Below are 22582 nucleotides of genomic sequence, written 5' to 3' on the forward strand. Positions count from 1 at the left end.
CGGTCACGCCTCGATCGAGGCGCGGATCGCGTCGACCATGATCGCCAGACCCTCCCGGGCCTCGTCCTCGGTGAGCGTCAGCGGCGGGCCCATCCGGATCACGTTGCCGTACAGGCCGCCCTTGCCGACCAGCAGGCCGCCGGCCCGGCACGCCTCGAACACGCGGGTGGTCAGCGCCGCGTCCGGCTCGACGGTTCCCGGGTGGACGAACTCGACGGCGAGCATCAAGCCCTTGCCGCGCACCTCGGCGACCTGCTCCAGCCCGGCGGTGGCGGCGCGCAGGCCGTCGCCGAGGATCGCGCCGACCCGGGCGGCGTTGGCCTGGAGGTCGTGGTCGAGCAGGTAGTCGAGCACCGCGTTGCCGGCGGCGGTGGAGACCGGGTTGCCGCCGAACGTGGAGAAGCTGATCGCCGGAACCGACTCCAGCACCTCGGCCCGGCCGACCACCCCGGCGAGCGCGAAGCCGTTGCCGATGCCCTTGGCGAACGTGAGCAGATCCGGTGTCACGCCGTGCGCCTGGTAGCCCCAGAAGTGCTCGCCGGTACGGCCCCACCCGGTCTGCACCTCGTCGCTGATCAGCAGGATGCCGTGCTCGTCGAGCACCTTCTTCCAGGCGGCGAAGAGCCCGTCCGGGCCGTGCACGAAGCCGCCCACGCCCTGGACCGGCTCGGCGATCAGGCAGGCCACGTCGCCCGCGGTCTGGGTGGCGAGCACCTCGCGCAGGTCCTCGACCGCCGCGTCGACCCGGTCGGCCGCGTCGAGCCGGGCCAGCAGCCCGCGCAGCCGTTCACCGGAGTGCAGCCAGGCCACCTGCAACGGGTTCAGCGCGCTGGCCGACCAGCCGCGGTTGCCGGTGACGCCCATCGTCGCGTACGACCGGCCGTGGTAGCTGTTGCGCACCGCGAGGATCTGGTGCGAGCGCCGGTGATTCGTGGCGACCAGCAACGCGGCCTCGTTCGCCTCGGTGCCGGAGTTGGTGAAGAAGACGCGGGCGTCGGGGATGCCGGAGAGCCGGGCGATCTTCTCGGCCAGCTCGACCTGCTGACGGATCAGGTAGAGCGTCGAGGTGTGCACGAGGCCGGTACGCAGCTGCCGTTCGACCGCCTCGCGGATCTCCGGGATGTCGTGACCGACCATCGTGGTCAGCACCCCGCCGAAGAAGTCCAGATAGGTCCGGCCGGCCGCGTCGGTGACCCGGCGGCCGGAACCGGTCACCAGTTCCAGCGGTTCGGCGTAGTAGAGCGGCATCCAGGACGGGAGCACGGCCCGGTGCCGGGCCAGCAGGTCGTCGGAGGTCATCGGCGCACCCTTCAGCGGAGGTGGATCCCCGCACGTTCCCACCACGACCGGGGCCGGGACAACCGGCACTGTGCGAGTCGGCCCGGCGGTAGCATCCGCCGGGTGCGGACGGATCGGGTGACGCTGCCGGGCGGCGCGGCGGGGACGACGCGGGAGCGGCTCCTCGCCGGGGTCGGGTCCTGGGTGGAGTCGGCGCCGGTGCGGCGTCTCGTGGCGCACTTCGGCGGTGACTGGCCGGGCGGCGACCTGACGGCGGTGCTGGCCGGGCTGGACGCGTTCTCCGCCCGCCGCTGGGACTTCCGGCAGGGACGGGAACGCCCGGACGCCCGCGAGCCGGCGTTCGATCCGGCCACCGCCGGGCTGGTGCTGAGCGCCGCCGCCGAGCTGGGCCTGGTCCGCGCCGTCGCGCCGGCCCGATCCGGGTACGCGCACCTGCTGGTGCTCGGCGGGCTGGCGCACGCCTGCCTGCGGCGCACCGCGTACGCGGCGGTGCTGGCCCGGAGCGCGGCCGAGGTGACCGGCGAGGTGGCGGTGCTGGGCAGCTTCCGGCCGCTCTCCGCGGCCGAGTCCGGGGTGCTCGACGCGGCCGGACTGTCCGGCTGCGCCACCGAGGTGGACGTCCTCGACGCCGGTGTGCGGCTGGCGTTCGGGGTGGACGAGCCGGACGACGAGCGCGGCGAGCCGGCCGGCCATCCGCACCGGTCCTGGTCCTCGCGCACCTACCGGCCGGCCGGGCTGCCACCGGTACGGGTGCTCGCCGCGCCGTCGAGCGAACCGGACCGCCGTCGCGCGCACACCGCCGACACGCAGCGGTTCTGGGCCGAGCACGTGCGGCTGCGCGCGGACGACCCGGTGCTGATGGTGACCGCCCCGATCTACGTGCCGTTCCAGCACTGCGACGCGCTGCGGACACTCGCCGTGCCGTACGGGTGCGGCATCGAGACCGTCGGGGTGGACCCGGTCGCGCGCGCCGCGGTCGACGTACCGGAGCCGACGCTGACGCCGGGCCGCTACCTCCAGGAGATCCGGTCGGCGCTGCGGTCGATGCGCGCGCTGCACATGACGCTGACGGCCGGCTGAACCGGCGCGCGGGCCGGTGCCCGGCGAATCGCCGCGCACCGGCCCGGGAGCCGGGTGTCAGTTGACGTAGACCGCCGGGCTGCCGGTCTTGCTGGTGTCCCTCACCGGCGAGTACGTCGCGGTGAAGTACGCGGTGCCGAAGCAGAGCGACGGGCCGGAGAACTTGGTGAGCGGCTGGTTGGTGAAGCTGATCGAGTTGGTGGCGTTGGACGCCGTTCCGGTGAGCGAGTTCGTGCTCGTCCGGTAGACGCAGGTGATCGCGCCGAGCAGCGAGTTGAGCACGACGGTGCTCTGGATCGGCGCCGCCGCGGTCCCGGAGATCTTGACCACGCCGGCGCTGGTCACCGAGGTGGTGTAGGGCAGGTTGTTGACCGTCACGCTCTGCACGCCGGTGGTGCCGAAGACGTTCGTCGTGCAGCTGGAGAACGACTGCGCGGTCAGGCTCTCGGTCGCGGTGCCGGGAGCGGTCGGGTTGGTCAGCACCTTGGCGCTGAAGCTGGACGCGGCGCACTTGATGCCGGTGGTGCCGCTGGTCGAGTTGTAGAACGTGGCGTTGGTGCCGCTGCGCAGGCTGGCCTGGATGACGTCGCCCACCGACACGGCGGTGCCGGCGACGGTCGGGTAGGTCAGCACGGCGCTGGCGAGCGAGGTGGTGGGTGCGGCGGTGGCGGGGGCGGCGCCGACCAGACCGGTCAGCAGCGTCAGGGCGGCGAGGCCCGCGCCGATACGTCCGTACCTGGGCATGGTTGTTCCTTCCGGCGGTGGGACAGGAAACGGTGCCGGCGGCGTCCGGAGCGGACGGAGCCGGTGGGTGCGGCGGCCGGGATGGGGCCGCCGGTGGTGGTGCGCCGGTGCGGCCTCAGCGGGCCGGGCGGCGTGGCGCAGTGCGGCGTCGCCGCGTCACCTGGCTCTCTCCGGTCTTGGGGGGACGGGTCCGCGCGGCGATAATGGCAGCCATCCGGCCCTCCTTCGACGCGTTTCGGGTGACCGATCAGGAGAGATCACCAGCGGTGACGAGGCGTGAACTGAGCGTGTCGAAAGTTATAAACCCCGGAGGGTCGTAAAGTCAACGCATCAAGAAAGGTCGATGAGTGACAGTCCCGAGCCCGCCGTCGCCGGCACCCGTGCCCCTGCCGGGCGCCCGCCACGGCCGCGACCCGGACCGCGCCATCAAGCGCGGCCCGCGGCGCGTGCCGGCCGAGGAGGTGGCGGCGACCCAGCGCGACCGCCTCTTCGACGGGCTGGTCCGGGAGGTCGCCACCCGGGGGTACGACAACGCCCGGGTCAGCGACATCTGCCACGCCGCCGGGGTCACCCGGCCCGCGTTCTACGCGCTGTTCAGCGGCAAGCAGGACGCGTTCCTGGCCGCGTACCGGCACGGCATCGCCGTGGTGTCGCAGCTGATGGAGCACGCGTACCGCGACGCCGGCCCGGCGTGGCCGGAGGCCGCCCGGGCGGCGCTGCGCACGCTGCTCGACGTGCTGGCGAGCGTGCCCGCCTTCGCCCGGATGGCACTGGTCGAGGTGGACGCGGCGGGCCCGGACGCCCGCCGGGAGCGCGACGCGCTGCTGCGCAGCTTCCGCCGGTTCTTCGCCGGCGCCGGGCCGGATCCGGCCGACGTGGACCGGGACGCACTGTTGTCCACTGTGGTCGGGGGCATCCACGCCACCATCCGTGAGCGGGTGGCGCAGGGGCGGGCCGAGGAGCTGCCGCTGCTGTTGCCGGCACTCACGTACGCGGCCACCGCGCCGTTCCTCGGCCCGCGGGAGGCGGGCCGCGTCGCCCGGGCGGACCGGGCGGACGACGGCCCGGCCACCACCGCGCCCTGCGCGCCCGGCCAGCCCTGAGCGATGGAAAACCGCAGCGGTTTTTCACTTTGGCCGCTTTTGGCAAATGCCGCTCAACGATCTGCTACAGGCAGTTGACCGCCCCTTTACTCAGCGGTAACTTCGGCCTGCGCCCCTCGGCGCATACATCCTGCGAAGCCAATTCACATCGTCGCAGGTGAATTGATCTCGAAAGGGGCCCGGCATGCCGGAGCAGATCGAGCAGATCGAGACCGATCAACCGAGAAGCGGCGTGCGCTGGCGCCGGTTCGCCGTCACGTTCGGCGCTGTGGCGGCCGGCGCGGCCGGCATGGTGGTGCTGACCGCGCAGGGTGTGCTCGGCGCGCAGTTCGCCATCTCGGGCATGCCGTTCACGGTCACCGCCGACAAGCTGGAGGGCACCGGGTTCGAGCAGTTCGCCACGCTCGACCAGATGATCCCGGACAGCCCCAACCAGGGCGACACCGGCGGGCAGGTGCTCGTGATCGTCTCGGCCATCGACAAGGCCGAGCTGACCAATCTCTGCCAGAGCATCAACCTGGGCGGGACCAACCTGCGGATCACCGCCGGCAATTCCGGCAAGCCGGTGACCGCCCGCACGCTCGTGGTCGACGGCGACGAGATCGCCGGTAACGCGTCCTTCAAGAACATCGACGTCGGGCAGGACGCCAGCACCGTCGACAAGGTCCCCGGGGTCAAGGGCAACCCGGGCGTGTTCGCCCAGCAGGCCGACACCGTGACCATCACCAACCTGCGGCAGAACAACTACGCCACCACCGCCGCCGTCTTCACGCTGCCCAACCTGCGCATGGGCTTCAGCTCCGAAGGGTGCTGACGTGACCGCAGGACAGCACGCGGCGCCCGCCGCCGGCGTTCGCACACGCTGGCGGCGCTGGCGCCGGGCGCGGCCGTTCACCGCCGGGCTGCTCATCGCGCTCGGCGGCGCGGAGATGCTCGTGACGCTGCGCGCACCGCTCGGGGTGCTGCTGCACGTCGGGCCGCAAGGGCTGGCCGCGTACCTGGTCCCGGCCATCCTGGTCATCTGTGGCGTGCTGCTGATCACCACGCCGCAGCAACGCGTCTTCTACGCGGTGCTCTCCCTCGTGCTCGGGCTGGTCTCCTGGCTCACCTCGAACCTGGGCGGGTTCCTGATCGGCATGCTGCTGGCGCTCGTCGGCGGCGCGCTCGCGTTCGCCTGGACGCCGGTCAAGACGCGGGCGGCCCGCACCGCACCGGAGGCGGGGCCTGCCGAGACCGGGCCCACGGAGGTCGCGCCCGCGCAACGGGAGCCGGTCGACCGGTCCGCGCCCACGGAGTCCCTCGACGCGATCCTGTCCGCCGAGCCGTCGCCGCACCGGGACGCCCGGGCGGAACGCGGCTGACCGAGCGGGCAGCGCCGCGCGGGCGGCCGGCGCCGCTCAGCGGGCGGTGTCGGCCACCGCCTGCGCGAACACCTCCGAGCGGTGCTCGAAGTTGCGGAACCGGCCGTAGCTCGGCGCCGCCGGGGACAGCAGCACCACACCCCCGGCCGGGGTCAGCTTGCGGGACAGCCCGACGGCGGCGACCAGGTCGTCGGCCAGCTCGGTACGCACCGACGGCAGCCCGGACAGCGCGTCCACGATGCGGGGGCCGCTGTCCGGCACACCGATCACGGTGATCTCCCGGCCGGCCAGGTGCGCGCGCAGCGGGCTGTAGTCCAGCCCCCGGTCGGCGCCGCCGACGATCACGGTCAGCGGCCGTCCCTCGTACGCGTCGATGGCGTGCATGGCCGCGTACGGGCTGGTGGCGAGCGTGTCGTCGACGAACGTGAGCCCGGACGGGTCGGCGATCTCGGTGAGCCGGTGCGCCAGGCCCTGGAACTCGGCGACCGCCACGGCGAGGCTGTCCTTGCGCGCCACCACGTCGACGCCGAGCGCGTCCAGCACGGCCAGCGCGACACAGAGGTTGCCCTCGTTGTGCCGGCCGACCAGCGGCAGCACCGCGCGCGGGAACAGCGGCGTGTCCCGCAGGTGGAACCACTGTGCGCCGTCCGGTCCGGTGGCCACGTGCGTGGTGTCCGGCGAGCCGGCGCGTACCGCCGCCCGGTCACCCAGCTCGGCCGCCAGGCGAGGGTCGGCGCCGTTGACCACGACGGCGTGCGGACCGTGCGCGATCAGGTTCAGCTTGTCCCGGTAGTACTCGCGCTCGCCGCCGTGCGCGTCCAGGTGCTCGGGGAACAGCGCGGTCACCACCGCCACCCGCGGCGAGTCGGTCAGGTCGGAGCACTGGTAGCTGGACAGCTCCAGCACGTACAGCTCCGCCTCGGGCAGGTCCAGCAGCGGCACCCCGATGTTGCCGCCGAACACGTTCGGCCGGTCCATCGCGGTGAGCAGGTGGCTGATCAGGCTGGACGTGGTGCTCTTGCCCTTGCTGCCGGTCACCCCGACGGTCCGGTCCGCGTGGTCGGCCATCCACAGCGCGCTGCCCTGCGTGACGGGCACGGACCGGCGGCGCAGCTCCACCATCCACGGATGGGTGTTCGGCACGCCCGGCGAGCGGACCACCACGTCGGCGGCGGCCAGGCGCTCGAAGCCCTCCTCGCCGGTGACGAGCGGCGCCGCGGCGGCCAGCGGACCGTCCCAGGGCAGCGTGAGGAAGTTGGCGCTGTCGTCGACGACGACCAGGCCGGCCGGCCCGTGCGCGGCGATCGCGGTCACCGCGGCCCGGCCCTCGCGGCCGGCGCCCCAGACGGCGACATGACGTCCGCGCAGATCAGACAGGCGCACGGGCTCTCCTCGGACTCGGTCGACGCACGGCGGGCAGGGTCCGGCCCAGCCGGACACGGACGGACGAACCAGGGCCTAGTATGGCGTGTGCCCAACGAGCAGCTGCGGCGGATGGACGCCTTCACCTTCCCGTCCTACTCGATCGACTTCGCCACCGGCGAGGTCCTGTTCGACTACGCCCTGACCGGTCCCGACGGCGAGCAGCGGTTCACCGAGGTGATCACGCTTCCGCTGCCGGCCGAGCCCGTCTCCGACGCCACGGCGGCCACCCTGGCCCGGGTGCTGGAGCTGCTGCACGTGGTCGCCGGCGTCAGCTACTACAAGGCCGCCGCGCCGCCGCGGCTGGTGCTGCCCGCGCCGCTGGGCGCCGCCGCCGTCGAGCTGGTCACCGCCGTCTACACCAAGGGCCTCGCCGAGTACGCGTACCGCAACGAGCTGCCGCACGTGCTGGAGCTGCGTCCCGAGGTGCCGTCCGGCACGGTGGACCCGGCCGTGCCGGTGGACAACTCCGACCGCCGTCCGCTGTCGGCGGTGGGCGGCGGCAAGGACTCCATCGTCACGCTGGAGGCGCTGCGCCGCGCCGGCCTCGACCCGGTGCCGTTCTCGGTCAACCCGAACCACGTGATCGTGTCGGTGAACGAGGCGTCGGACCTGGTGCCGCTGGCCGCCCGGCGGCGGCTGGACCCGGTGCTGTTCGAGCTGAACGCCGCCGGCGCGCGCAACGGGCACATCCCGGTCACCGCGATCAACTCGCTGATCGCCGTGGCGACCGCCGTCCTGCACGGGCTCGGCCCGGTGGTGATGTCGAACGAGCGTTCCGCGTCCGACCCGAACCTGATCTGGAACGGCCACGAGATCAACCACCAGTGGTCCAAGGGCGTCGAGGCGGAAGGGCTGCTGCGCGCGGCGCTGGGCGAGCACGCCGGGCTCACCGAGCCGTACTTCTCGTTGCTGCGTTCCCTGTCCGAGCTGCACATCGCCCGGCTGTTCGCCGAGATCGACCGGTACGACGCGGTGGTGACCAGCTGCAACGCGGCGTTCAAGCTGCGGGACGCGAGCGAGCGCTGGTGCCGCGACTGCCCGAAGTGCCGGTTCGTGTTCCTGGCCATGGCACCGTTCATGCCCCGGGAGCGGCTGACCGGCATCTTCGGCGGTGACCTGCTGGCCGACGAGACGCAGATCCCCGGCTACCGGGAGCTGCTCGGCATCGACGGGCACAAGCCGTTCGAGTGCGTGGGCGAGGTGGAGGAGTCGGTGGTCGCGCTGAGCCTGCTCGCCCAGCAGGACCAGTGGCGCGACGCCCCGGTGGTCCGCGCCCTGGTGGCGGCGCTGCCCGACACCGCCTGGCAGGCGGCGGCGACCTCCGACGTGTTCACCCCCGGCGGCGACAACTTCGTCCCCGCCCCTTACGCCAAAACCCTGACCGCCCTGACCTGACCCTCCCCGCCCACCCCACCCCGCCCCGTCGATCATGAAGTTGGCGGGGCGGATTCGGGCGAAACACCGGCTCAACCTCATGATCGACGGGGCGGGACCGGCGTGACGGGGCGGGGTCAGGGGGTGCGGACGGCGTCCAGGGCCAGCAGGGCCACGTGCAGGGACAGGCACCTGTCGACCGAGTCGAGGTCGGCGTCGAGGATGCGGCCGATACGGGCCAGCCGCTCGTAGAACGCCGGCCGGGACAGGTGCGCGGCGGCTGCACCGGCCGACTTGTTCCGCCCCTGCTCCAGGTACGCCCGCAGCGTGCCCAGCAACTGCTCCCGTGGATGCTGGGCGTCGTAGGCGAGCAGTGGCCCGAGTTCACGCTCGACGAACGTCTGCAACCTGGGCTCGTCGCGTAACAGGTGCAGCAGCCCGGCCAGCCCGACGTGCGGCAGGCGGTAGCAGGGCAGATCGCGGGGATCCCGCCGGGCCGCCTCGGCGACCTGCCGCGCCTCGATCAGTGACCGGCGTGCCTCGCGCAGGCTGCCCACGCCGGACCCGGCCGCCACCACGATCGCGGCTCGGGGCGGCGCGTCGACCGGCCGCGCACTCGCCGACGCCACGGCCCGTCCGGCGGGACGGTCCGGAGCGTCCAGCGGGCGGGCCGGGCGGGCGGCTGGGGCGGCCGGCGCGGCGGGGGCGGCGTCGAGGCGTACCCGGCGCAACGCGGCGGCGAACGCGGACAGTGCCTTCTCCTCGGCGGCCGGGTCGGGGAGCGCCAGCAGCGCGCCCACGGCCTGGTCGTCGAGCGGGCTGGTCAGCGCGGTGAGCTTGGCGTCCCGGACGGCCTGGCTGACCGCCTCGGCGAGGTCGCGCAGCCGGGCCGGGCCGGCTTCCGGGCCTTCGGCGTCGGTGTCGCGGCGCCCGCCGCGCCGGGCGGGGGCGGGCTCGTCGTCGGGGGTGCCCGCGTCGCCGGCGGGCTCGTCGGCGCGGTGCCGGACCACGACGCCGACCAGGTGCCGGCGGTCCAGGACGACGCCGAGCGCCTTGGCTCGCAGCGCCACCTCGTCCACCGGGCGGGAGTGGTCGATCAGCGCGGTCAGCAGCGTGCGGTGGATCTGCCGTTCCAGGCCCTCGGCGTCGCGCCGGATCAGCCGGCCCAGGGCCAGCGTGGAGGCGGCCCGTTCGATCAGGATGGTGAGCCGGGTCGGCGGGGTGGACTCGGTCGCCGGCCAGCGCAGCAGCAGCCGTCCCCAGTCCTGGCCCCGCGCGCCGACGGTGGTGACGAGCCAGCCGCTGTCCGGGTCGTACGCGGTGCGCCCGGGCGGGCGGATCTGCCGCGAGTGCCGTTCCCAGCCGTCCAGCAGCAGTTCGGCGTTCTCCCCCGCCGGGTCGTACGCGAGCACCTGCCGGGACAGGTTCTCCAGCACCATCGGGCAGCCGGCCAGCTCGGCGGCCTGCCGCAGTACCTCGGCCGGTTCGGCGCCCTCGACCGACAGTTCGGTGAACCGCTGGTGGATCTCCTCGGTGGCGCGCAGCTCGGTGAGCTGGGCGTCCACGATCAGCGCGTGCACCGCCTCGGTGATGCGGACGAACGGGGTGCCCCGGCGCAGCTCGATCAGGGGCAGGCCGCGGCGTTCGGCGGCGGCGGCCATCACGCGGGGCACTCCGCTGACGTAGCGGCGGCCCAGCTCGACGGCCAGCCCGGAGACGCCGACGTCGGCCAGAGCGCCGATGAACTCGCGGAGCCCGGCGTCGTCGCCCGGCAGCCCGATCCCGGTGGTGAGGACCAGCTCCCCGCCGCCGAGCAGGGTGGCGATGTCCGGCACCTCGGCGATGTGCACCCACCGCACCGGCCGGTCCAGCCCGGCGGTCCCGGCGACCAGGCGGGGCGCGCCGTTGCGCACGGGCACCAGGTCCAGCACCTCACGCACGGTAGGGAACACGGGCGACACGCTACCCTGCGTCACCACCGTTGCCGAAAGCCACACCGCCCGCCGGCCCGCCGAGAAGGCGGGGACCGGCGGGCGGGCAGACGGGACGAGCCGTGGCGATCAGTCGACGCCGAACTCCATCGCGGCCCGGTCGAGCGCCTCGTCCTCGGCGGTGGGCACGCCCCGGGACGCGATGGCCTCCGCGCCGCCCTGCGGCATGGCGCCGATCAGCCCGGTCGAGGCCGCCTGGGCGGCGCCGACGATCCGCTGCGGGGTGCCGCCGCCGACCATGCCGACGGAGGCGTACTGCTCCAGCTTGGCCCGGGAGTCGGCGATGTCGAGGTTGCGCATGGTGAGCTGGCCGATCCGGTCGGCCGGGCCGAACGCCGAGTCCTGGGTGCGCTCCATCGACAGCTTGTCCGGGTGGTAGCTGAACGCCGGACCGGTGGTGTCCAGGATCGAGTAGTCCTCGCCCCGGCGCAGCCGCAGCGTCACCTCGCCGGTGACCGCCGTGCCGACCCAGCGCTGCAGCGACTCGCGCAGCATCAGCGCCTGCGGGTCCAGCCAGCGGCCCTCGTACATGAGGCGGCCGAGGCGGCGGCCCTCGTTGTGGTAGTTGGCGAGCGTGTCCTCGTTGTGGATGGCGTTGACGAGCCGCTCGTAGGCGGCGTGCAGCAGCGCCATGCCGGGGGCCTCGTAGATGCCCCGGCTCTTGGCCTCGATGATCCGGTTCTCGATCTGGTCGGACATGCCCAGGCCGTGCCGGCCGCCGATGGCGTTGGCCTCCAGCACCAGGTCGACGGCGCTGCCGAACTCCTTGCCGTTGATCGTCACCGGGCGGCCCTGGTCGAAGCCGATGGTGACGTCCTCGGTGGGGATCTCCACGGACGGGTCCCAGAACTTGACCCCCATGATCGGCTCGACCGTCTCGATGCCGGTGTCCAGGTGTTCGAGCGTCTTGGCCTCGTGGGTGGCGCCCCAGATGTTGGCGTCGGTGGAGTACGCCTTCTCGGTGCTGTCCCGGTAGGGCAGGCCGCGCTCCAGCAGCCACTCCGACATCTCGGTGCGGCCGCCCAGCTCGGTGACGAAGTCGGTGTCCAGCCACGGCTTGTAGATCCGCAGCTGCGGGTTCGCCAGCAGGCCGTACCGGTAGAACCGCTCGATGTCGTTGCCCTTGAACGTCGAGCCGTCGCCCCAGATCTGCACGTCGTCGGCGATCATCGCCCGGACCAGCAGCGTGCCGGTCACGGCCCGGCCCAGCGGCGTGGTGTTGAAGTAGGCCCGCCCGCCGGAGCGGATGTGGAAGGCGCCGCAGGTCAGCGCCGCCAGCCCTTCCTCGACCAGCGCGGCGCGGCAGTCGACGAGCCGGGCGACCTCGGCGCCGTAGGTGTGGGCGCGGCCGGGCACCGAGGCGATGTCGGGCTCGTCGTACTGGCCGATGTCAGCGGTGTAGGCGCAGGGGACGGCGCCCTTGTCGCGCATCCACGCGACGGCTACCGAGGTGTCGAGGCCGCCGGAGAAGGCGATGCCGACACGTTCGCCGATGGGCAGGGAGGTGAGAACCTTGGACACAAGGAAGATTATGCACGGCGTCGCATGGTCATGCAAGCTGGTCGAGGGAGCCGGTCCTCAGAGCGCGTCCTCCCGCCCCAGCTCCCAGAACGCCACCGCCGCGGCGGCGGCCACGTTCAGCGAGTCCACGCCGCGCCGCATCGGGATCACCACCCGCACGTCGCTGGCCGCCTGCGCCGCCGCGGTCAGGCCCGGCCCCTCGGCCCCGAGCAGCAACGCCGCCCGCTCGCGCTGCGCCGGGGTCAGCCGCTGCATCGGTACGGCATCCGGCGCTGGTGTCATCGCGAGCACCGTGAACCCGGCGGCGCGGACCTGGTCCAGCCCGTCGGGCCAGCGGTCGAGCCTGGCGTACGGCACCGCGAACACCTCGCCCATGCTGACCCGTACGCTGCGCCGGTAGAGCGGGTCCGCGCAGGTGGGAGACAGCAGCACCGCGTCGACGCCGAGCGCGGCGGCGCCCCGGAAGATCGCACCCAGGTTCGTGTGGTTGTTGACGTCCTCCAGGATCACCACCCGCCGGGCGGCGGCCAGCACCTCGTCGGCCGGGCGCAGCGGCTTGCGGTGGAACGACGCGAGCACGCCGCGGTGCACGTGGAAGCCGGTGGCGCGCTGGAGCACGTCCGGCGTGGCGGCGTACACCGGCGCGTCACCGGTGTCCAGGTCGGCGAGCTGGTCGACCCGCTTGGCGTCGACCAGGTACGACCGGGCCGGGTAGCCGGCCCGCAGCGCCCGCCGCAGCACCAGCTCCCCCTCGGCGATGAACAGCCCGTGCGGCGGTTCCCAGCGGGTACGCAGCTCCACGTCGGTGAGCGCGCGGTAGTCGGCGATCCGGTCGTCGTCGGGGTCGGTGATCTCGTGGACGGGCACCAGGCGATTCTGCCCGGCCCGCCCGGCCGCTCCGGCGCGGGCCGGGTTTCCGTCGTCCCGGGCGGGGAACGGAGCCGGAAGGCCGACGGTGACGGAGGGACCAGGATGGGCGCGGATCACGACGGCAACCTCCCCCGCGACGCCACAGTCGCCGACTACCTGGTGGCCCGGCTCGCCGAGTGGGGCGTGCACCGCTACTACGGCTACCCGGGCGACGGGATCAACGGCATGACCTCGGCGCTGCAACGCGCCGAGGGCCGCGCCCGGTTCATCCAGGTCCGGCACGAGGAGACCGCCGGTTTCGCGGCCGGCGCGCACGTCAAGTACGGCGGCGGACCGCTCGGCTGCGTGGTGGTGACCAGCGGTCCGGGCGCGATCCACGCCCTCAACGGCCTCTACGACGCCAAGCTCGACCACCAGCCGGTGGTGGCGCTGCTCGGGCACACCGCGCTGCCCGCCGAGGGCGGCGGCTACTACCAGGAGGTGGACCTGCTCTCGCTCTACAAGGACGTGGCCTCGGCCTTCCTGGCCCAGCTCGACGACCCGTCGCAGGCCCGGCACCTGGTGGACCGCGCCTGCCGCACGGCACTGGCCCGGCGTACCGTGACCGCCCTGGTCCTGCCCTCCGACGTGCAGGACCTGCCGGCGGTGCCGCACCCGCCGCACGCCCACGGCTACTACCACACCAGCGCCGTGCCGAGCAGCACGCCGACCGTGCCGCCGGAGGCCGACGTGCGCCGCGCGGCCGAGGTGCTGCGCGGCGGTGAGCGGGTGGCGATGCTGGTCGGGCAGGGCGCGCTGGGCGCCGAGGACGAGGTACGCCGGATCGCCGACCGGCTCGGCGCCGGGGTCGCCACCGCGCTGCTCGGCTTCACCGCCGTCGACCACCGGCAGCCCTGGGTGACGGGCGCGATCGGCCTGCTCGGCAGCCGCCCGAGCTGGCAGCTCATGCGCGAGTGCGACCGGCTGCTGATCGTCGGCAGCCAGATGCCGTACTCGGAGTTCTACCCGCCGGAGGGCCAGGCCCGGGCGGTGCAGATCGACATCGACGGCACCCGGATGGGGTTGCGCTACCCGACCGAGGTGAACCTGACCGGCGACGCCGGGCCGACGCTGCGCGCCCTGCTCAAGGAGCTGGGCCCGGGGCCGGGCCCGACCGCCTGGCGGGCCACCCTCGCCGACGCCACCGGCAAGTGGCGGGCCTCGCAACGCGAGGTCGCCGCCCAGCCCGCCGACCCGGTCAACCCGCAGTCGCTGTTCGCCACGCTCGACGACGCGCTACCGGACGACGCCATGCTCGCCGTGGACTGCGGCACCGCCACCGCCTGGTACGCCCGGCACGTGCGGGTCCGCCCCGGCATGCTGGCCAGCCTCTCCGGCACGCTGCTCTCGATGGGCGGCGGGATGCCGTACGCGCTGGCGGCGAAGTTCGCCCACCCGGACCGCCCGGTGATCGCGCTGCTCGGCGACGGGGCGATGCAGATGAACGGCGTCAACGAGCTGATCACGGTGGCGAAGTACTGGCGGGAGTGGGCCGACCCCCGGTTCGTCGTGCTGGTGCTCAACAACCGGGACCTCGCGTTCGTCAGCTGGGAACAGCGGTCCGGTGAGGGCACGCCGATGTTCCCGGACAGCCAGGATCTGCCGGACGTGGCGTACCACAGGTGGGCGGAGGTGCTGGGCCTCGGCGGCGAGCTGGTCGACTCCCCCGCCCGGGTGGACGGCCTGTGGCAGCGGGTGCTCGACGCGGACCGGCCGGTGGTGGTCAACGCGGTGGTGGACCCGGCAGAGCTGATGCTGCCGCCGCACTTCACCGCCGAGCAGGCCCGCAAGACCGCCGCGGCGGTGCTGCGCGGGGACAGCGACCGGGCCGGCATCGTGCGGCGCGGCGTGCCGGCCGCGCTCGCCACGTACCGGCCCCGCCGCCGGGGCCGCTGAGGCGTCAGGCCCGCGCGTAGCGCAGCAGCACCGACCGCCCGTCGAACGTGCGCGTCTCGACCAGCCGCAGGTGCTGGCGGGCCAGGTCGGGCAGCACCTGCCGCCCGCCGCCGAGCACCACCGGATGCACGATCACCTCGTAGGTGTCGACGAGCCCGAGCGCGGCCAGCGCCGTCGCCGCGCCGGTGCCGCCGGTGACCAGCAGGTCGCCGGGGAACCGCTCGCGGACCTCGGCGAACTCCTTCGCCAGGTCGCCGCCACCGACCACCACGGCGCCGTGGGAAGCCTCGGCGAGCGTCCGCGAGACCACGATCTTCGGGGTACGCCGCCAGATCGGCGCGAACGCCAGGTCGTGCGGATGGTCGGAGATCGACTCGACCTGCGGCCAGTAGGAGGACATCATCTCCCACACCCGCCGCCCGTAGACGAAGGCGGCGGCCCGCTCGGCCAACCCGATCGAGTACGCGGACAGCTCCTCCCCCATCTCCGGCCAGTCGAACTCGCCGTTCGGCCCCTCGATGAAACCGTCGACCGACGTGTGCACCCCGTAGACGACACTGCCCATGATGTGTTCCTCCGCGTCGCACGGCGCCCCCGGAACGGGCGCGCTCGCCGGTGGGTCGGAGCCGGCCGGGCGGATCCGACAACCCGGCGTCGTCGATTCCGGCTAGCCTCCCGGCGTGGCCCGCCCCGTGATGATCGCACTGATCGGTGTCGACGGTTCCGGCAAGACGACCCAGGCCAGGGCGCTCGCGGCGCGGCTGCGCGAGCGAGGCGTCCCGGCGCGGTACTTCGAGAACGCCGGTGGCCGGCCGCTGTGGAACCGGCTGGCCCGGGCGTTCGGCCGCGCCGACGGGGTGGCGCTGTTCGGCCGTACCCTCTATCCGGCGCTGGAGGCGACGGTGCGCGCCGCGGCGATGGCCCGGACCGTCGCGGTGGCCCGCCTGACCGGACGGGTGGCGGTGCTGGACCGGTGGACCTGGTGCCAGGACGTGATCATGGCGGCCCGGGGCGACCGGGGACGGCGCGTGGTGCGCGCCGCGTACGCGGTCTTCCCGCGCCCGGCGGTGGTGTGCTTCCTCGCCACCTCCCCCGAGGTGGCGCGGCTGCGGGTGGCCGCGCGGGGCATCGACACCGAGGAACCGGCGCACCTGCGGGCGCTGGACGCCGCCTACCGGGCGCTGCCCGACTTCGGCACGTTCACGGTGCTCGACGGCGACCGCGCCCCGGCGGAGGTGGCCGCCGCCCTGGACGCCGCGCTCGACGCCGCGCTGACGACCCGGGCGACCACCCCGCCTCCACCGGACGCGTGAGGCGGGCCCGGCTCAGCCCCGCTCGCGCAGCCAGCGGAGCACGTCGGAGGGCAGCTCGCGGTCCTCGCGGTCCTCGCGCTGCTCGCGGCGGTCCGGCTCGGTCCGGCGGGGCGGCTGCGGGCGCTGCGGGTCGCCGACCAGCGCCCGGCTCGGCGCGGTGAAGCCGGCCACCGGCTTGCCGGTGAGGGCGGTCCTGATGGTCCGGGCCACCGCGTCGATCACCTTCGCCTGCACGGCGGAGCCGACCAGGTCGGTGACGTCGTCCGGGTTGGCGGCGATGCCGGCCACCGCGACCTGCGGGGTGTACCCGACGAACGTCTCGGTGGCGTTGCGCTCCGAGCTGCCGGTCTTGCCGGCCACCGGGCGGCCGACGATCGAGTCGACGGCGGTGGCGGTGCCGCCGTTGCACTGCCCGAACGCGGACTGCTGGCCGACCGGGCACCGGGCCGCGTCGGTGGCGGCGCGGGCCACGTCCGGTTCGAGCACCCGCTTGCAGGACGGCTGCGCCACGTCGACGGCGTCGCCGTCGGGCGCGGTCACCGAGACCACCGGCAGCGGCGTGCAGTACGTGCCCTCGGCGGCCACCGTGGCGTACGCGTTCGCCAGGTCCAGCGGGGTGGTGGCGGCCACACCGAGCGTGAACGCGCCCCAGTTCGCGGCGTTGTCGCGGGCGAACGCGGCGTCGGAGTCGGCGCGGAAGGTGATGCCGAGACGCTGGGCCATCTCCACCACCTTGTCCTCGCCGACCTGCTCGGCCAGCCAGACGAAGTACGTGTTGACGGACCGGCCGAAGCCGTCCCACATCATCCGGTAGCCGTCCATCCACTGCGGGTTGGCGTTCGCCGGGCACCACGTGCCGTCGCAGTTGCCCTCGTCGTCCGAGGCGTACCGGGTGGGCAGCCGGCTCGGGGCGTCGAAGCCGGTGGCCAGCGGCTTGCCGGCCTCCAGCGCGGCCAGCATGGTGAACATCTTGAACGTCGAGCCGGCCTGGTAGCCGTCGACGCTGGCGCCGCCGGAGATCAGCGGGTTGACCGTGTTCGGGTGGTTGGCCTGCCCGTCCGGGTTGTCGTCGAGGCTGTAGTGCCGGTTCACCGCCATCGCGAGGACCCGGCCGGTGCCGGGCTCGACCGCCGCGATCGGCAGCGCCCGCTTGTTGCCGTACCCGTAGACCTTGGTGGCCTGCTCCTGCGCGGTCTCCTGGATCTTCGGGTCAAGCGTGGTGACGACGCGGTAGCCGCCCCGGCGCAGCGCCTGCTCGCGCTCCTCGGGGGTGCTGCCGAAGGCCGGCTGGGTGACCCACCAGCGGCGCAGGTAGTCGCAGAAGAAGCCCCAGTCGTCGTGGCCCTGGGCGGTGGCGGTGCAGCCGTTGGGCTGGGCGGTCGGGCGCAGCTTCAGCGGCTCGGCCTTCGCGGCGGCGGCCTGCTGCGCGGTGATCGCGCCGGTCTCGGCCATCGCGTCGAGCACGTACCCCCGGCGGGTCAGCGCCTGGTCCTTGTCGCCGTCGATCGGGCTGTACGCGTCGGGCGACTGCACCAGGCCGGCGAGCAGCGACGCCTCGCCCAGCGTCAGGTCGGCCGGCGCCTTGCCGAAGTAGCGCTGGCTCGCGGCGGCGACGCCGTACGCGCCGGAGCCGAAGTACGCGATGTTGAGGTAGCGGTTGAGGATCTCGTCCTTGGACAGCGACTGCTCCAGCGCGTTGGCGTACCGGATCTCCTGGAGCTTGCGCCCGACTGTCTGCTCGGTGGCGGCCTGCCGCTCCTCCGGGGTGCGGTTCGGGTCGGTCTTGAGCACGTTGCGGACGTACTGCATGGTCAGCGTGGAGCCGCCCTGCTCGGTGCCGCCGCCCTTGACGTTCGCCACCAGCGCCCGGGCGATGCCGCGCAGGTCCGCGCCGCCGTGCGAGTAGAACCGCCGGTCCTCGGCCGCGATGATCGCCTGCCGCATCACCGGGGCGATCTCGTCCAGCGACACGTCGGTGCGGTTCACGTCGTAGAACGTGGTGATCAGCGTCTTGCCGTCGTTGGCGTAGAGGTAGGAGCGCTGCGGCTGCACCGGGGTGCGCAGCGCGTCGGGCAGGTCCGCGTACGCGCCGAGCGCCGCCCGGGCGGCGAACCCGCCGAGCAGTCCGCCGGGAAGCGCGGCGACCGCGAGGACGAGCCCGGCGAGCAGGCCGGCCAGCAGCACGGTGAACAGCCGCGACAGCGGCGACCTGGGAGACGGCATGGACGCAAGGATTGCCACGAAAGCCGCCTACCGGCCACCTCGCCAGGCAACTGTCAGTTACTTCACGGCGACCTCCCAGCCGAGAAACGGTCAGCCCGCCCCGAGTGGGCCCTTCGGTGACGCGGGCGGCACCGGCGCGGCGGCGACGCTGGCCGCCGCGGCGTCCCGGGCGATCGTCTCGGGCACCAGGCGGCCGCTGCGGTAGCCGATGCCGATGCCGGCGACCAGCACGAAGATCGCACCGAACGTCTGGAGCGAGCCGATCAGCGCGCCGCCCAGCCCGAGCAGCGGGGCGGCGATCATCAGCATGGTCCCGTCGCCGTAGGAGAACATCCCGGACCGGGCGACCGACCAGCCGGTGAGGAACCAGCCCACGCTGTAGAGGGTGGCGCCGAACAGCACGATGCCGCGCGCGGTCACGCCGAACACCGGTGTCTGCTCGGCCAGCCCGGCGAACGGCAGCATCAGCACCATCCCGCCGATGCTCGCGAGCAGCCCGGCCAGCGCGACGCGGCGGCAGCGGGTGGCGGCGAGCAGGCCGGTGAGCGCGAGCAGGGCGAGCAGCCCCAGCCACACCGCTGCGACCCAGCCGACCAGGTAGAGCGCCCGGCCGTCGGCCGGGTACGGGTCGTTGCCCACGCCGCCGTCGCTGGCCATCGCCACCAGGCCGTAGAGGACCGCGTACGCCGGGAGCAGCCAGACCGCCGCGCGGGCGAACCGGCGGATCGACCAGGCCCAGGTCGCGTCGGTGGCCGGCGCCCCGGGGCCGGGTTCGGAGACGAACGGCAGGACCCCGAAACCCCCTCCGGTACGCCGGGAGCCGATCGGTCCGGCGGGGTCGTGCGCGCCGGGGACCGGGGTACGGGAGAACAGCCGGTTCGCCGGGTCCTTCATACGTCACCTCGTTCGCGCCGTGGCCCGGGACGCGCAACGGCGCTCCGGCCCTGCTCACCACCCGTCCTCAAGACCGATGGTGGCAGCCGCCGGAGCGCCGTATGAGGGATTCTCGGATTTGCCGGTCAGCCCCGCTCGCGCTGGTCCGCCGGGTCGTTCACCAGGCTCGCCGGCGACACCGGCTCCGGCGCGGGCAGACCCTTCGGGTTGTTGCCGCCGGTGGCCTGCGCCTCGGCCACGCGTACCTCGTCGTGGATCTCCTGGGCCGCGATGGCCGCGGCCTCGGCGGCCTCGGCGGCCTCCCGCTCGACCTCGCCGGCGCTCTTGGCGGCCTCCGGCGACGGCTGGTCGCCGACCATGTTGGCCAGACCGCCCAGCGCGCCACCCATGCCCTCCAGGGCCTTGGTCAGCTCGGTCGGCACGATCCAGACCTTGTTCGCAGTGCCGTTGGCGATCTGCGGCAGCGCCTGGAGGTACTGGTAGGCCAGCACCTTCTGGCTCGGGTTGGCGGTGTGGATCGCGTCGAAGACGGTACGGATCGCCTTGGCCTGACCCTCCGCCTGGAGGATCCGGGCCTGCCGGTCACCGTCGGCGCGCAGCACCGCGGCCTGCTTCTCACCCTCGGCGGTGAGGATCTGCGACTGCTTGTGCCCCTCGGCGTTGAGGATCGCGGCGCGGCGGTCCCGCTCGGCGCGCATCTGCTTCTCCATCGAGTCGCGGATGCTCGGCGGCGGCTCGATCGCCTTGATCTCGACCCGGGTCACCTTGATGCCCCAGCGGCCGGTGGTCTCGTCCAGCACGCCGGACAGGTGCCGGTTGATCTCCTCGCGGCTGGTCAGCGCGCGCTCCAGGTCCAGCGAGCCGATCACGTTACGCAGCGTGGTGACGGTGAGCTGCTCGATGGCCTGGAGGAAGTTGGAGATCTCGTAGGTGGCGCGAACCGAGTCGACCACCTTGAAGTAGAGAACCGTGTCGATCGAGACGACCAGGTTGTCGGAGGTGATCACCGGCTGGGGCGGGAAGCTGACCACCTGCTCGCGCATGTCGACCTTGGTACGCACCGCGTCGACGAACGGCACCAGCAGGTTGAGGCCCGGGTTCAGCGTGCGCTTGTACCGGCCGAGCCGCTCCACCACGTCCTGACGCTGCTGCGGCACGATCCGTACCGCCTTGAACAGCGTCACCACACCGATCAACGCCACCGCGATCATCAGGATCGCAAGAAACTCCATACCGTTCACCTTTTCGCTTCGGGCAGCTCGCCCGGGGTGGAAATGTCGTCCTGCCATACCAGGGCGGTAGCGCCCCGGACCTTGATCACCTGCACCCGCTCACCCTCGGCGTACGTGCGCGTCGCGTCGTACGAGCGGGCCGTCCACAGCTCACCATCGATCTTGACCATGCCCCGGTCGGCGTCGACCGGCTCCAGGACCACAGCGGTGGCCCCCTCCAGCGCCTCGACCCCGAACGGCTGCTCCCCGGTCTCCAGCGCCGGCCGGGCGTGCCGCCGGACCACCGGACGGACCACCGCCACCGACAGCGCCGACACCACCGCGAAGATCACCGCCTGGAGCGCCACCGGCGCACCGAGCGCCGCGGCGCCGGCAGCGGCGAACGCCCCGACCCCGAACATGATCAGGAAGAGCGTCGTCGTGAAGATCTCGGCGACCGCTAATACCACACCCAGAACGATCCAGAAGACGGCGTCCACGAGAACAATCCTGACACGTCAACGCACGTGTCATCGAACTGTCATGATCGCTAGGCTCGGCACGGCGTACCGCACCCCCGGCCGACGAGGAGGACGACATGTCCCTGCTGCCCGAGACCGCGCGTCAGGTGGACCTGCTGGTCGCCCGGGCCCAGGCCGAAGGACGAGGCCCCTCGCTCGCGCTCGGCGTGGTCCGCGACGGCCGGCTGGCGCACCTGGCGGTCGCCGGTGAGACGCCCCGCCCGGACGGCGACCTGCAGTACCGGGTCGGCTCGATCACCAAGACCATGACCGCGGTGCTGGTGATGCAGCAGCGCGACGCCGGCCGGCTCGCGCTGGACGACCCGCTCGACGCGCACCTGCCCGGCACCCCGGTCGGCTCGGTCACCGTGCGCCGGCTGCTCGGCCACGTCAGCGGCCTGCAACGCGAGCCGGACGGCGAGTGGTGGGAGCGCGCCGGGGGCACGGACCTGGACACGCTGCTGGCCGGACTGACGCCGGACAAGATCGCCCACCCGCCGCACTTCGTCTACCACTACTCGAACCTGGCGTACGGGCTGCTCGGCGGCGTGCTGGAACGGATCACCGGCACGCCGTGGGCGCAGTTGCTGACCGAGCGGCTGCTGGCGCCGCTGGGCATGCGCCGCACCACGTACCACCCCACCGAGCCGTACGCCACCGGCTACGTCGTCCACCCCTGGCACGAGACGCTGCGGGAGGAGCCACGTACCGACACCGGCGCGATGGCCCCGGCCGGGCAGCTCTGGTCGACGGTCGAGGACCTGGGCCGCTGGGCCGCGTTCCTGGCCGACCCGGACCCGGCGGTGCTCTCCCCCGCGACACTCACCGAGATGTGCGCCCCCATGGTGATCAACGACCTGGACTCGTGGAGCGGCGGGCACGGCCTCGGCGTGGAGCTCTACCGGGTCGGCGACCGGGTGTACGTCGGGCACGGCGGCTCCATGCCCGGGTACGTCGCCGGCCTGGCCGTGCACCGGCCCACCCGCACCGCGGTGGTCAACTTCGCCAACTCGTACGGGCTGCGCGGCCACCACATCGGCGCGCTCGGCCGGGAGGCACTCACGCTGGTGCTGAACGCCGAACCGGCCGCGCCCGCCCCGTGGCGCCCGGCCGACCCGCCCGCCGCCGACGTGGCCGCGCTGACCGGCCGCTGGTGGTGGATGGGCGGCGAGTACGAGTTCCGCGTCGACGCCGTCGGCGACCTGGTCGGCGGTCAGGTGGGCAGGCCGCTGCTCCGGTTCACTCCCGAGGGACCGGACCGGTGGCGGGGCCGCTCCGGCTCCCAGGACGGCGAGATCCTCACCGTCGTCCGAGACGACTCCGGCACCCCGGTAGCCCTGGACATAGCGACTTTCGTCCTGACCCGCTCCCCCGACGAGCTCCCCTGACCCCACCCCCACCCCCGCTCCCGCCGATCTTGCACTTGTGGCCCTCATTTCGCCCCGCTATGCCCGATCCCCAGGGACCACAACTCCATGATCGACGCACCCCCGCACCGCTCAGCGCGGTGATCAAGGAGTTTGTGTCGGCGTTGATCTCCAGCACGCCCGCGAACTCCTTGATCAACCTGGCGAGGGGCGCGAGGGGCGTCGGAACAGAGCCCGGAAGGAAGCCCGGGGAGGGGCGGGCGGAGCTGGCGCACGGCGGGTCCGGGGGCGACCGTGACCGGCGCAGGGATCAAGCCTGACCGCCCGGAGCCGGGCACGGTCGCCCCCGG

General features: G+C 73.5%; 19 protein-coding genes. 8 read left to right on the top strand and 11 right to left on the bottom strand.

The genetic code is table 11. The annotated features are described in order from the left end of the window. Positions 1-3: 3 nt before the first annotated feature. Positions 4-1299: an aspartate aminotransferase family protein gene (locus ACN27D_RS02720; protein ID WP_120569009.1), complete on the bottom strand. Its 1296-nt coding sequence runs from the start codon at positions 1297-1299 to the stop codon at positions 4-6. Between the two features lie 117 nt (positions 1300-1416). Here ACN27D_RS02720 and ACN27D_RS02725 point away from each other — a divergent pair, with 117 nt between their 5' ends. After that, positions 1417-2379, top strand: a complete 963-nt coding sequence (locus ACN27D_RS02725) for a hypothetical protein (protein WP_421501100.1) — start codon at positions 1417-1419, stop codon at positions 2377-2379. A gap of 57 nt (positions 2380-2436) precedes the next feature. Here the strand turns inward: ACN27D_RS02725 and ACN27D_RS02730 are convergent, their stop codons facing one another. Beyond that, complete coding sequence (locus ACN27D_RS02730) at positions 2437-3123, bottom strand: Tat pathway signal sequence domain protein (protein ID WP_120569007.1); 687 nt, start codon at positions 3121-3123, stop codon at positions 2437-2439. A gap of 347 nt (positions 3124-3470) precedes the next feature. Between ACN27D_RS02730 and ACN27D_RS02735 the strand changes: the two genes are divergently transcribed. The 3 genes from ACN27D_RS02735 to ACN27D_RS02745 all read left to right on the top strand — a co-directional run bounded on the left by ACN27D_RS02735 (position 3471) and on the right by ACN27D_RS02745 (position 5587). Beyond that, the gene (locus tag ACN27D_RS02735) at positions 3471-4226 is read left to right on the top strand and encodes a TetR/AcrR family transcriptional regulator (RefSeq protein ID WP_421498467.1); all 756 of its coding nucleotides are present in this window, start codon (positions 3471-3473) and stop codon (positions 4224-4226) included. 184 nt (positions 4227-4410) lie between these two features. Further along, on the top strand, positions 4411-5040 hold the full coding sequence (locus ACN27D_RS02740; protein ID WP_120569005.1) for a DUF6230 family protein: 630 nt from the start codon (positions 4411-4413) through the stop codon (positions 5038-5040). A 1-nt stretch (position 5041) separates the two neighbouring features. Next, the gene (locus tag ACN27D_RS02745; protein WP_121686066.1) at positions 5042-5587 is read left to right on the top strand and encodes a DUF6114 domain-containing protein; all 546 of its coding nucleotides are present in this window, start codon (positions 5042-5044) and stop codon (positions 5585-5587) included. Positions 5588-5623: 36 nt separating this feature from the next. Here ACN27D_RS02745 and murD read toward each other — a convergent pair whose 3' ends face one another. Beyond that, positions 5624-6970: a UDP-N-acetylmuramoyl-L-alanine--D-glutamate ligase gene (murD, locus tag ACN27D_RS02750; protein WP_358192961.1), complete on the bottom strand. Its 1347-nt coding sequence runs from the start codon at positions 6968-6970 to the stop codon at positions 5624-5626. Between the two features lie 87 nt (positions 6971-7057). Here murD and ACN27D_RS02755 point away from each other — a divergent pair, with 87 nt between their 5' ends. Further along, positions 7058-8407, top strand: coding sequence for a hypothetical protein (locus ACN27D_RS02755; protein ID WP_421498468.1), 1350 nt, complete (start codon positions 7058-7060; stop codon positions 8405-8407). Between the two features lie 116 nt (positions 8408-8523). On the opposite strand, the gene ACN27D_RS02760 is transcribed toward ACN27D_RS02755, so the two are convergent. The 3 genes from ACN27D_RS02760 to ACN27D_RS02770 form a co-directional block, all read right to left on the bottom strand. Further along, a complete protein-coding gene (locus ACN27D_RS02760; protein WP_421498469.1) occupies positions 8524-10347 on the bottom strand; it encodes a PucR family transcriptional regulator in 1824 nt (607 codons plus the stop codon). A 99-nt stretch (positions 10348-10446) separates the two neighbouring features. Next, complete coding sequence (gene argG / locus ACN27D_RS02765; protein ID WP_120569000.1) at positions 10447-11898, bottom strand: argininosuccinate synthase; 1452 nt, start codon at positions 11896-11898, stop codon at positions 10447-10449. A gap of 57 nt (positions 11899-11955) precedes the next feature. Beyond that, complete coding sequence (locus ACN27D_RS02770; protein WP_368666032.1) at positions 11956-12768, bottom strand: TrmH family RNA methyltransferase; 813 nt, start codon at positions 12766-12768, stop codon at positions 11956-11958. A 102-nt stretch (positions 12769-12870) separates the two neighbouring features. On the opposite strand from ACN27D_RS02770, the gene ACN27D_RS02775 reads away from it, so the two are divergent. Beyond that, positions 12871-14703, top strand: coding sequence for a thiamine pyrophosphate-requiring protein (locus ACN27D_RS02775; protein ID WP_252447645.1), 1833 nt, complete (start codon positions 12871-12873; stop codon positions 14701-14703). A gap of 4 nt (positions 14704-14707) precedes the next feature. Here the strand turns inward: ACN27D_RS02775 and ACN27D_RS02780 are convergent, their stop codons facing one another. Continuing rightward, the gene (locus ACN27D_RS02780) at positions 14708-15268 is read right to left on the bottom strand and encodes a dihydrofolate reductase family protein (RefSeq protein WP_357897423.1); all 561 of its coding nucleotides are present in this window, start codon (positions 15266-15268) and stop codon (positions 14708-14710) included. A 115-nt stretch (positions 15269-15383) separates the two neighbouring features. Between ACN27D_RS02780 and ACN27D_RS02785 the strand changes: the two genes are divergently transcribed. Continuing rightward, a complete protein-coding gene (locus tag ACN27D_RS02785) occupies positions 15384-16016 on the top strand; it encodes a thymidylate kinase (protein ID WP_357897421.1) in 633 nt (210 codons plus the stop codon). Between the two features lie 12 nt (positions 16017-16028). Here the strand turns inward: ACN27D_RS02785 and ACN27D_RS02790 are convergent, their stop codons facing one another. The 4 genes from ACN27D_RS02790 to ACN27D_RS02805 form a co-directional block, all read right to left on the bottom strand. Further along, positions 16029-18239 (bottom strand): transglycosylase domain-containing protein, encoded by a 2211-nt coding sequence (locus tag ACN27D_RS02790; protein ID WP_421498470.1) that lies wholly within the window; start codon positions 18237-18239, stop codon positions 16029-16031. A gap of 90 nt (positions 18240-18329) precedes the next feature. After that, positions 18330-19133, bottom strand: a complete 804-nt coding sequence (locus ACN27D_RS02795) for a hypothetical protein (RefSeq protein WP_121685176.1) — start codon at positions 19131-19133, stop codon at positions 18330-18332. Between the two features lie 125 nt (positions 19134-19258). Then, positions 19259-20365, bottom strand: coding sequence for an SPFH domain-containing protein (locus tag ACN27D_RS02800; protein WP_121685175.1), 1107 nt, complete (start codon positions 20363-20365; stop codon positions 19259-19261). A 5-nt stretch (positions 20366-20370) separates the two neighbouring features. After that, positions 20371-20844, bottom strand: a complete 474-nt coding sequence (locus ACN27D_RS02805; RefSeq protein WP_120568994.1) for an NfeD family protein — start codon at positions 20842-20844, stop codon at positions 20371-20373. A 98-nt stretch (positions 20845-20942) separates the two neighbouring features. Between ACN27D_RS02805 and ACN27D_RS02810 the strand changes: the two genes are divergently transcribed. Then, the gene (locus ACN27D_RS02810; protein WP_421498471.1) at positions 20943-22253 is read left to right on the top strand and encodes a serine hydrolase domain-containing protein; all 1311 of its coding nucleotides are present in this window, start codon (positions 20943-20945) and stop codon (positions 22251-22253) included. Positions 22254-22582 lie beyond the last annotated feature (329 nt).

The organism is Micromonospora sp. WMMD1274 (assembly GCF_049179035.1).
In the GTDB taxonomy this organism is placed as follows: Bacteria; Actinomycetota; Actinomycetes; order Mycobacteriales; family Micromonosporaceae; genus Micromonospora; species Micromonospora tulbaghiae.